This window comes from Blautia sp. HCP3S3_D9 (assembly GCF_052063845.1).
Lineage (GTDB): Bacteria > Bacillota > Clostridia > Lachnospirales > Lachnospiraceae > Blautia_A.
The window spans coordinates 1-9445 of the sequence record NZ_JBQHWS010000130.1 but is presented as its reverse complement, the minus strand read 5'-3'; the positions used below and the strand labels follow the sequence as shown (position 1 = coordinate 9445).

The following is a 9445-nucleotide window of genomic DNA, read 5'->3' as shown; positions in this document are numbered from 1 at the left end:
GGGAATGGGATGAGGGGAATACCTCTTAGATGTCCTTACCTCTATACCATAAAAAGAAATAAGTCTGTAAGTGATTTCTCTTGCTTACAAACTTATTATACGAGGAGATAAAAAAATGGAAAAACAGATGTTTTGTTTTCAGTGTGAACAGACCGCAGGATGCAGCGGATGTACAGGAAAAGCAGGAGTATGCGGAAAGACCGCAGACACAGCAGGACTTCAGGATGAACTGACAGGAGCTCTCATCGGCCTTGCCCGCGCTTGCGCAAATAACGAAAGAAAAGAAACCACAGACCGCATTATCATCGAGGGACTTTTTACTACAGTTACAAACGTGGCATTTGACGATGAATCCATCCGTGCAATGATCAATAAAGTAAACGCAGAGAAAAGAAAAATCGTCCCTGACTGCGCAGCCTGCACCTCCAGATGTGGAAACACAGACAACTATGATATGAACCGTATGTGGAATGCCAACGAAGACATCCGCTCCCTCAAATCCCTGATCCTTTTTGGCATCAGAGGAATGGCCGCCTATGCCTACCATGCAATGGTTCTCGGCTACAAAGAACAGGAAGTAAATGATTTCTTCTACAAAGCATTATTTGTACTTGCAGAAGACTGGGGAATGGAAGAACTCCTCCCTGTAGTTATGGAAGTAGGAAAAGTAAACTTAAGCTGCATGGCACTCCTTGACAAAGCCAATACCGAAACATTTGGCACCCCCGCACCGGTAACTGTACCTCTCAAAGTAGAAAAAGGCCCATTCATCGTAGTAACAGGCCATGACCTTTACGACCTGAAACTCCTTCTCCAGCAGACAGAAGGAAAAGGAATCAATATTTACACACACGGCGAAATGCTCCCTGCACACGCATACCCGGAACTGAAGAAATACCCGCATCTCAAAGGTAACTTCGGCACCGCATGGCAGAACCAGCAGAAAGAATTTGACAACATTCCTGCACCGATCCTCTACACGACCAACTGCCTCATGCCACCGAAAGCAAGCTACAAAGACCGTGTATTTACCACGGAAATGGTATCATTCCCGGAAGTCATCCACATCGATGATGAGAAAGACTTCACCCCGGTGATCGAGAAAGCCCTGGAACTCGGCGGCTATGCAGAAGACACCCAGTTCACAGGAATCAATGGTGGAACCGAAGTCATGACAGGCTTCGCCCACGGAACCGTACTTGGCGTAGCAGACAAAGTGATCGAAGCTGTCAAATCCGGTGACATCCGTCACTTCTTCCTGGTAGGCGGATGCGACGGTGCACGCAAAGGCAGAAACTATTACACTGATTTCGTAAAACAGACCCCGGATGATACTATCATCCTTACCCTTGCTTGCGGAAAATATCGCTTCAACGACCTCGACCTCGGAACCATCGGCGGTCTTCCGAGGATCATGGACATGGGTCAGTGCAATGACGCCTACAGCGCGATCAAAGTAGCAGTAGCTCTGGCAGAAGCATTTAACTGCAGCGTAAACGAACTGCCATTAAGCATGATCCTCTCCTGGTATGAGCAGAAAGCAGTCTGCATCCTCCTCACCCTGCTCCACTTAGGAATCAAAGACATCCGCTTGGGCCCGACACTCCCGGCATTCATCTCCCCGAATGTCCTGAACTACCTGGCAGAAAACTACAACATTGCTCCTGTAACAACACCGGAAGAAGACCTCAAAACAATCTTAGGATAAAAAATCCAAACTTGACAATGCAGTACCTCCAAATGTATAATAATTACCAATAAGCAACAGTCAATTGATAAACGCCAAATGCAATGACAGGGAGGAGTACACAGCTCTGCGAAGTACAGAGAGAAAGCGGTCGGTGCGAGCTTTCATGAACAAGCTGTAGAAGTAGCCCTCGAGCAGTGAACCCAACAGTATATCCAGACATACCCAGTAGGCTTCAACGTCAGTTCCACGTTACAGGAACACAGTATATCAGTACTGACAAAGTGCAGAGAAAAACTCTGAAAACAGGTGGTACCGCGGAAAACATTTTCGCCCTGGGCAAACAGCCCGGGGCGTTTTTTATACCGCTATATTTTGGATACTTACAGAATAAGTCGCAGGCAAAATTCTGATTTAACCTGTTTTTCAATTGTTAATGTACAGCTCGGAAATAAATTTCCGAGCGTCCCTATACAAAAAGGAGGTCCCATACATGAAACAGATATCCGGCAACAAACTCTTAGTCAAAGCCTTAAAAGAAGAAGGCGTAGAATACCTCTTCGGTTACCCTGGTGCCTGTACCATCGACATCAGCGATGAACTCTATAAACAGGATGACGTAAAAATCATCCTCCCGCGTCATGAGCAGGCCCTTGTCCATGAAGCAGATGCTTACGCAAGAACCACTGGAAAAGTCGGTGTATGTCTCGTAACCAGCGGTCCTGGAGCAACCAACCTCGTAACAGGCCTCGCAACAGCCAACTACGACAGCGTCCCTCTCGTATGCTTCACAGGCCAGGTAGCCCGTCATCTGATCGGAAACGACGCATTCCAGGAAGTAGACATCGTAGGTATCACCCGCAGTATCACCAAATATGGAGTAACTGTCCGCAGACGTGAAGACCTTGGCCGCATCATCAAAGAAGCATTCTACATTGCCCGCACCGGCCGTCCGGGTCCGGTCCTCATTGACCTTCCAAAAGACGTCATGGCAGAACTTGGCAGTGCAGAATACCCGAAAAATGTAAACATCCGTGGTTACAAACCAAACACAGACGTTCATATCGGTCAGCTCAAACGTGCTCTCAAGCTTTTACATAAAGCAAAACGCCCGTTATTCCTTGCTGGTGGCGGTGTTGTAATTTCCCGCGCTCACGAAGTTTTTCGTGAAGTAGTAGAGAAAACCAATGTCCCTGTTGTAACAACCGTAATGGGAAAAGGTGCGATTCCGACAGATCATCCGCTTTTCATCGGAAACCTCGGTATGCATGGAGCCTATGCAGCAAACATGGCAGTCAGCAACTGCGACGTGCTTTTCTCTATCGGAACCAGATTCAATGACCGAATCACCGGAAAACTCCACGAGTTTGCACCACATGCACAGATTGTCCATATCGATATCGATACAGCATCCATTTCCAGAAACATTCAGGTGGATATTCCGATCGTTGCAGATGCAAAAGAAGCCATCACAAAGATGAACGAATATGTACAGGAATGCTCCACAGGTAAATGGCTTAGTCAGATTAAGGCATGGAAAGAAGAACATCCGCTTAAGATGCGCCCGAACGATGTTTTAAGCCCAATGGACATCCTGAAAGAAATCAATGAGCAGTTTGATAACAGTATCATCGTCACGGACGTAGGCCAGCACCAGATGCTCGTTTCCCAGTATGCAGAAGTTACGGAAGGCAAGCAGATGATCATGTCCGGTGGTCTTGGAACCATGGGATACGGACTCCCTGGCGGTATTGGAGCCAAGATCGGAAATCCTGACAGACCGGTTATCGTAATCTCCGGTGACGGCGGTGTTCAGATGAATATTCAGGAACTTGCAACAGCAGTTCTTGAAGAACTTCCGGTAATCCTCTGTATCTTTAATAATGAATATCTCGGAATGGTACGTCAGTGGCAGAAACTTTTCTATGGCAAACGTTACGCCATGACAAACCTTCGTGCCGGAGCACTTTCCCGCCGTACAGAAGGCATGGAGTATCCGCAGTACACACCGGATTTCATCAAACTTGCAGAGAGCTACAGAGCAAAAGGAATCCGTGTTACAAAGAAAGAAGAAATCGCAGCGGCTTTTGAGGAAGCCAAGAAGAATACAAAAGCACCTACAGTAATTGAATTTATCATTGACCCTGAGGAAATGGTTTACCCGATGATCAAACCAGGCGGAACTCTGGAAGATATGATCATGGATTGTTAAGCAGGAGGTTAGAGCATTATGGATAAAGGAATGAAAAAAAGATGGATTTCTCTCTATGTTGAGAACCAGGTAGGTGTTCTGTCAAAGATTTCCGGACTTTTTTCCGGAAAAAGCTACAACCTTGACAGCCTCACAGTAGGAACCACAGAAGACCCGACAGTTTCCCGAATGACTATTGCTACAGTCAGCGATGATGAAACATTCGAGCAGATCAAGAAACAGTTAAACCGTATGATCGAAGTCATCAAAGTCATTGACTTTACAGATGTCTTTGTCCGTATGAAAGAGATTCTGTACATCAAAGTTTTCAACTGTTCCAAAGAAGACAAAGTGGAACTTTTCCAGATCGCAGAGACTTTCAAAGCGAAAGTCATCGACTATGGCAAAGACAGCCTGCTTCTTGAATTCGTTCAGACAGCAACTAAGAATGATGCAGTTGTAAAACTTATTAAAGAAGAATTCCACAGAATTGAAGTTGTCCGCGGCGGTAGTGTAGGAATTGAATCTATCAGTATGATGGAAAGATAAATAGAAAATCATATGATAATGGCGTAAATCAAAGTTATTCGATTTACGCCATTTGTTATTAAAGAAATCTTTCTGCTTCAATTACGAAAAGAAATAAACTGCAAAGCAAATGACCTTATCCATCTGCTATCTGCTATTTAAAGATGATCAGACATTCTTCAGACTGTTTGGTTTTGGGGTCAAATACATATGCAGTCAGAGAACAATTCTTTTGGGTTACTTTAAAAGTTCCACCGTCTGGAATCCAGGTGCCCATACTATTGCTGGTTTTGGGACTTGTAATATAACGGACTCCGCTGAGCTCCCATCTACCCTTTGTTTTGATCTGTAATTTAAGTTCTTTATTCTTATATTTTTCGTAACTTAATGTGTATGTTGAGTCTTTTTTGAATTTGGAAGCCAGACTCAGAGAACCAATCTTAAGTGTAGATAATGGATTTACATATTTCCTTACGGTTGTTTTCTGTTTATAAGTATTATTGTTGACCTTATAGGAAAGTGTTACAGTTCCTGTTTTTTTGGCTCGCATATAGCGGATTGTGTAAGTACCAAGAGCAGCAGCGGTTTTATGTTGTACTTTACGTGGGATAAGGCTTACAACAGAAATATTGGATGTCTTATAGCCGGTTACGCCCTGATCCATAAGAATATCTGTATTAAATGGAGTTTCATTGGCGATGGCATAGGCTTTTTTCCATGGATCATAAATTTTGGAATTAGCTGAATACAAAGTCAGTACCTGATCAGGTCTGAAAATTGTCTGCGCCTGAACTCCTACAGCAGACAGCATAACCATAATGATGGTAAGAACTACAGGTAAAAAGCGTTTGAAGTGTTTTTTCATACTGAAAATCCTCCTTTTATGAAATGTAATAATATTATTATATATAGTCGGTAAAACATTATCAAGGTTTCCGACACACAAAAATAAAAAGTTAAGATATTCATGCTTATTTTATTTTCTGCGACACAATAGATACAGGCGGGCAAAAAGATTAAGTAGCCAGAAGGTATCACGGAATGCTATAATGTTGACATTCAACAGATACAGACATGACAGAGTTCAAGTCAACACTGATCAAATAATACTGATTGAAAGGAATTAATAGATATGGCAAAAAAGAAAATTTATGCGGTAAGAAAGGGCCATAAAACAGGCTTGTTCAATACCTGGGCGGAGTGTCAGAAAGCAACGGCGGGATATTCAGGTGCAGAATTTAAGAGTTTTACAGATAAAGAAGAAGCAATTGCATTTTTGGAGATGAAAACAGTTAAGACTGTATCCGGAGATAAAGACAAAGAAGCAGCTGGAATTGTAGAAGTCCCTGAAAATATGGTAATTGCATATGTAGATGGAAGCTTCGAGAAGAGTATTGGCAGATATGCATTTGGATGTGTGATCCTCACGCCAGACGGTCAGGAAATTCGAAGATCAGGCAGCGGAAGTGATCCTGCAGGAGTTGCGATCCGAAATGTAGCAGGAGAGATGCTTGGTGCCATGAATGCTGTGAAATGGGCCAGAGAAAATGATTATCCTGCTGTAGAAATCCGCTACGATTATGAGGGTGTAGAGAAATGGGTGACAGGGGTATGGAGAGCTAAGACACCACTTACCAGCAAATACGCTGCTCATATGCAGGAGGCAGGAAATAAAATCCGGATTTCTTTCTGTAAAATAGCTGCTCATACCGGAAACCACTACAACGAAGAAGCTGATCAGCTTGCAAAGAGTGCATTGCTTCGCACGGACGAAGAAGTAAGTATATAAAATAGCGCCGTTGGGCAAAGGGAGGGGCAGTTTCATAAAAAAGTAAAAATAGTATAGAAATTAATCGAATAAACAAAAGATAATAGAAGAAAACAATAAAAATATGTGATACACTAGACATGTTTGAAAAAGATCTTCTGCAACATGTGCGTCACAATTTGTGGGAGATTTTATTCGGATGAGGGCATCGTAGTGGGCTACGATAACCGAAGTGTTGACAGATTAATGGAGAGTGACAATTTATCTGCACATTACTGATTAACGTTGTAATTACATCGGGATAACAAGTGGTTGTTAGCAGCTGATGTAATATGATAAATTACTCTGGGAAAATAACAACACGGCAGATGATTTACTAATAGAAATATTTATAAATTAGGGAGGGGAATATTACATCAGATGAAAACAAACTATAACAGAACTGTACAGGCCTGCTTCATAGGCTATGTTGTACAGGCAATTGTTAACAACTTTGTTCCGTTACTGTTTCTGACATTCCAGAGCAGTTATGGAATCTCCTTACAGAAGATCACACTTCTGGTAACTTTTAACTTTGGAATTCAGCTTCTGGTAGATCTGGCATCTATTGGATTTGTAGACCGAATTGGTTATCGTGCATCTATGATCATTGCACATGCAATGACCGCCGCCGGACTGATCATGCTTACCATATTGCCGGAAGTATTCAGTGATCCATTTTTGGGACTTCTTGTGGCAGTTATGATCTATGCGATTGGCGGAGGACTGCTGGAAGTACTGGTAAGTCCTGTCGTAGAGGCGTGCCCTACAGATAACAAAGAGAAAGCTATGAGCCTTCTGCATTCTTTCTATTGCTGGGGGCATGTAGGAGTTGTACTTCTGTCTACGCTGTTTTTCAGAATTTTTGGAATTCAGAACTGGAAATATATGGCACTTGTGTGGGCGCTGATTCCAATTGCAAATGGTCTCCTTTTTTCGAGGGTACCAATCGCACCGCTTCTGGATGAAGGCGAAGAAGGTTTGACAATGGCAGAGCTTTTTAAGAAAAAAATCTTCTGGGTTCTGATGTTAATGATGCTCTGTGCAGGAGCCAGCGAGCAGGCAGTCAGCCAGTGGGCATCTACACTTGCAGAGAAGAGCTTCGGTATAAATAAGACTATCGGAGACCTGGCAGGACCTATGGCATTTGCAATCCTCATGGGAAGTTCCAGAGCCTTTTACGGAAAATTCGGAGATAAGATTAATCTGGAACGCTTCATGCAGTACAGCGCAGTGCTCTGCATGATCTCTTATCTGATGATCGCATTCATTCCGGTACCTGCAATTGGAATCTTAGGATGTGCAGTCTGCGGTTTATCCGTCGGCATCATGTGGCCGGGAACTTTCAGCATGGCGGCTGCATCGGTAAAAAGAGGCGGAACAGCATTATTTGCACTCCTTGCTCTTGCTGGAGATGTAGGATGCTCTTCAGGACCAACTTATGTGGGAATGATTTCCGGCGCATTAAATGATAACCTGAAAATGGGAATTTTTGCAGCACTTGTTTTTCCGATACTGATGATCATGGGAATTAAAATGATCATGGGACTCAGAAAGAAGGCATAGATATAAATAAGCTCCTTTATTACTGATAATTCTTATAAAAATATCAGTAATAGGGGCTTATTATAATGTAAAGAAATATCAGATATACAGATATTATCTATCATATACATAAGAGTATATTAAACTAAAACAAGTAAGTTCCCTGCTTCAATTGCGGAAAGCAATACGTAGTGGATAGAGAATCTTATGCCAGAGTCATATCTCCGTCCTTTACCCGTCCGATCTTACGAAGAAAGCTGTTGATCAGCGGGCAGAGAATTGCAGGCAGGATAAAGGAAATCAGAAGAAGTCCGGCCCAGTCAAATCCTGTAATGGCAGTTTTGGTTCCGGCTGCAATATCGTTCATCCATCCAGTGTAAACACCAATCTGGCCGACGAAACCGCAGGTTCCCATACCGGCTGAAACCGGAGTGCCGTTCATCTGAAGCTTAAACAGACAGGTGGCGATCGGTCCGGTAATTGCGGAAGTAAGGATTGGCGCAATCCAGATACGTGGATTTTTGACGATATTTCCCATCTGTAACATGGAAGTTCCAATTCCCTGTGAGACAAGTCCGCCCCATTTATTTTCACGGAAAGACATCACTGCGAAACCAACCATCTGTGCACAGCATCCTGCGACAGCAGCTCCGCCTGCGAGACCGGTAAGACCAAGGGCAGCACAGATCGCCGCAGAGGAAATCGGCAGGGTCAATGCAATACCGACAAATACAGAAACAAGAATTCCCATCAGGAATGGCTGTAAGTTGGTCGCCCACATAATAAGATTGCCGACTGTCATGGCTGCACTGCCAAGTGCCGGAGCCCACCATGCAGAAAGTCCCACACCTACACCAATAGTAACAAGTGGTGTGATAAGAATATCAATTTTTGTTTCTTTGGAAACGGCCTTTCCAATTTCGGAAGCAAAAACAGCAACAAATAATACTGCCAGCGGACCGCCTGCACCGCCAAGTGCATTGGATGCGAAGCCAACCGTGATCAGTGAAAACAAAACAAGCGGTGGACAATGCAGGGCGTAACCAATTGCGACAGCCATTGCAGGACCGCTCATTGCAGAAGCCAGAGAACCAACCGTGTACTGTGTATCATTTACAGTGGCAACGGCAGTGGTAAGGAACGAAATGTGAAACTGAGTTCCAAGAGTGTTGATGATCGTGCCGATCAGGAGGGAACAGAAGAGTCCCTGTGCCATGGCACCAAGTGCATCGATTCCATATCGTTTTACGGAAATTTCGATGTCTTTGCGTTTGAGAAATGCTTTTAACTTTTCCATAATACTGTATCTCCTCGTTGTATTTTGTATAGCTGTTACTGTTCATGTGCCGTTATACGAAAGGTCAATTAAATCACTCGTTTGAAATTCTTTCATAATGAAATGATTGATCATTGCTTTGGGCAATTGAAGCAGATGAGTTACATGATTGATAAAAACAGCCAAACAGTAACGTGCATATGGATGCGCATGGTCTCTATTATATTACTATTTGAAAAAAATGCAAATTTGGAACATATTTAAATGGAAGAGATATTGTAAAGTAGATTGTGCTTTGATATAAACTGTACCCCTTGTCAAGGACATTTTGAATTAGTGTAGTGCCTATTTTTTAGACACCTACACAAAAGTGATATCCCTGATTTCGGACATTCCATTGTCTGGTTATCC

The 9445-nt window shown here is 43.3% G+C and carries 9 protein-coding genes and 1 other annotated feature; of the genes, 6 read left to right on the top strand and 3 right to left on the bottom strand.

The window, feature by feature from the left end; all coding sequences use genetic code 11:
- Positions 1 to 115: 115 nt before the first annotated feature.
- The 3 genes from hcp (at position 116) to ilvN (ending at position 4427) form a co-directional block, all read left to right on the top strand.
- Positions 116 to 1708: a hydroxylamine reductase gene (hcp, locus tag ACTNES_RS17310; protein ID WP_291808889.1), complete on the top strand. Its 1593-nt coding sequence runs from the start codon at positions 116 to 118 to the stop codon at positions 1706 to 1708.
- Positions 1709 to 1782: 74 nt separating this feature from the next.
- Positions 1783 to 2028: a binding site (T-box leader), on the top strand.
- 152 nt (positions 2029 to 2180) lie between these two features.
- A complete protein-coding gene (ilvB, locus tag ACTNES_RS17305) occupies positions 2181 to 3899 on the top strand; it encodes a biosynthetic-type acetolactate synthase large subunit (RefSeq protein WP_291808886.1) in 1719 nt (572 codons plus the stop codon).
- An 18-nt stretch (positions 3900 to 3917) separates the two neighbouring features.
- Entirely contained in the window at positions 3918 to 4427 is a 510-nt protein-coding gene (ilvN, locus tag ACTNES_RS17300) for an acetolactate synthase small subunit (RefSeq protein ID WP_022381366.1), read from the top strand.
- Between the two features lie 133 nt (positions 4428 to 4560).
- Here ilvN and ACTNES_RS17295 read toward each other — a convergent pair whose 3' ends face one another.
- Positions 4561 to 5271, bottom strand: a complete 711-nt coding sequence (locus tag ACTNES_RS17295; protein WP_291808870.1) for a hypothetical protein — start codon at positions 5269 to 5271, stop codon at positions 4561 to 4563.
- 267 nt (positions 5272 to 5538) lie between these two features.
- Between ACTNES_RS17295 and ACTNES_RS17290 the strand changes: the two genes are divergently transcribed.
- Positions 5539 to 6195, top strand: a complete 657-nt coding sequence (locus tag ACTNES_RS17290; protein WP_216460562.1) for a ribonuclease H1 domain-containing protein — start codon at positions 5539 to 5541, stop codon at positions 6193 to 6195.
- A 60-nt stretch (positions 6196 to 6255) separates the two neighbouring features.
- Here ACTNES_RS17290 and ACTNES_RS17285 read toward each other — a convergent pair whose 3' ends face one another.
- The gene (locus ACTNES_RS17285) at positions 6256 to 6369 is read right to left on the bottom strand and encodes a DUF6783 domain-containing protein (protein WP_320813770.1); all 114 of its coding nucleotides are present in this window, start codon (positions 6367 to 6369) and stop codon (positions 6256 to 6258) included.
- On the opposite strand from ACTNES_RS17285, the gene ACTNES_RS17280 reads away from it, so the two are divergent.
- Positions 6340 to 6453: a DUF6783 domain-containing protein gene (locus ACTNES_RS17280; protein WP_334303490.1), complete on the top strand. Its 114-nt coding sequence runs from the start codon at positions 6340 to 6342 to the stop codon at positions 6451 to 6453. The genes ACTNES_RS17285 and ACTNES_RS17280 overlap by 30 nt on opposite strands.
- 141 nt (positions 6454 to 6594) lie before the next feature.
- Entirely contained in the window at positions 6595 to 7779 is a 1185-nt protein-coding gene (locus ACTNES_RS17275) for an MFS transporter (protein WP_441040207.1), read from the top strand.
- Positions 7780 to 7963: 184 nt separating this feature from the next.
- Here ACTNES_RS17275 and ACTNES_RS17270 read toward each other — a convergent pair whose 3' ends face one another.
- On the bottom strand, positions 7964 to 9055 hold the full coding sequence (locus ACTNES_RS17270) for a PTS transporter subunit IIC (RefSeq protein WP_291816786.1): 1092 nt from the start codon (positions 9053 to 9055) through the stop codon (positions 7964 to 7966).
- Positions 9056 to 9445 lie beyond the last annotated feature (390 nt).

Coding starts and splice junctions, on each gene's coding strand:
- ilvN (WP_022381366.1), top strand. CDS start 3,918: ATGGATAAAGGAATGAAAAAAAGATGGATTTCTCTCTATGTTGAGAAC.
- ilvB (WP_291808886.1), top strand. CDS start 2,181: ATGAAACAGATATCCGGCAACAAACTCTTAGTCAAAGCCTTAAAAGAA.
- ACTNES_RS17275 (WP_441040207.1), top strand. CDS start 6,595: ATGAAAACAAACTATAACAGAACTGTACAGGCCTGCTTCATAGGCTAT.
- ACTNES_RS17280 (WP_334303490.1), top strand. CDS start 6,340: ATGTGCGTCACAATTTGTGGGAGATTTTATTCGGATGAGGGCATCGTA.
- hcp (WP_291808889.1), top strand. CDS start 116: ATGGAAAAACAGATGTTTTGTTTTCAGTGTGAACAGACCGCAGGATGC.
- ACTNES_RS17270 (WP_291816786.1), bottom strand. CDS start 9,055: ATGGAAAAGTTAAAAGCATTTCTCAAACGCAAAGACATCGAAATTTCC.
- ACTNES_RS17290 (WP_216460562.1), top strand. CDS start 5,539: ATGGCAAAAAAGAAAATTTATGCGGTAAGAAAGGGCCATAAAACAGGC.
- ACTNES_RS17295 (WP_291808870.1), bottom strand. CDS start 5,271: ATGAAAAAACACTTCAAACGCTTTTTACCTGTAGTTCTTACCATCATT.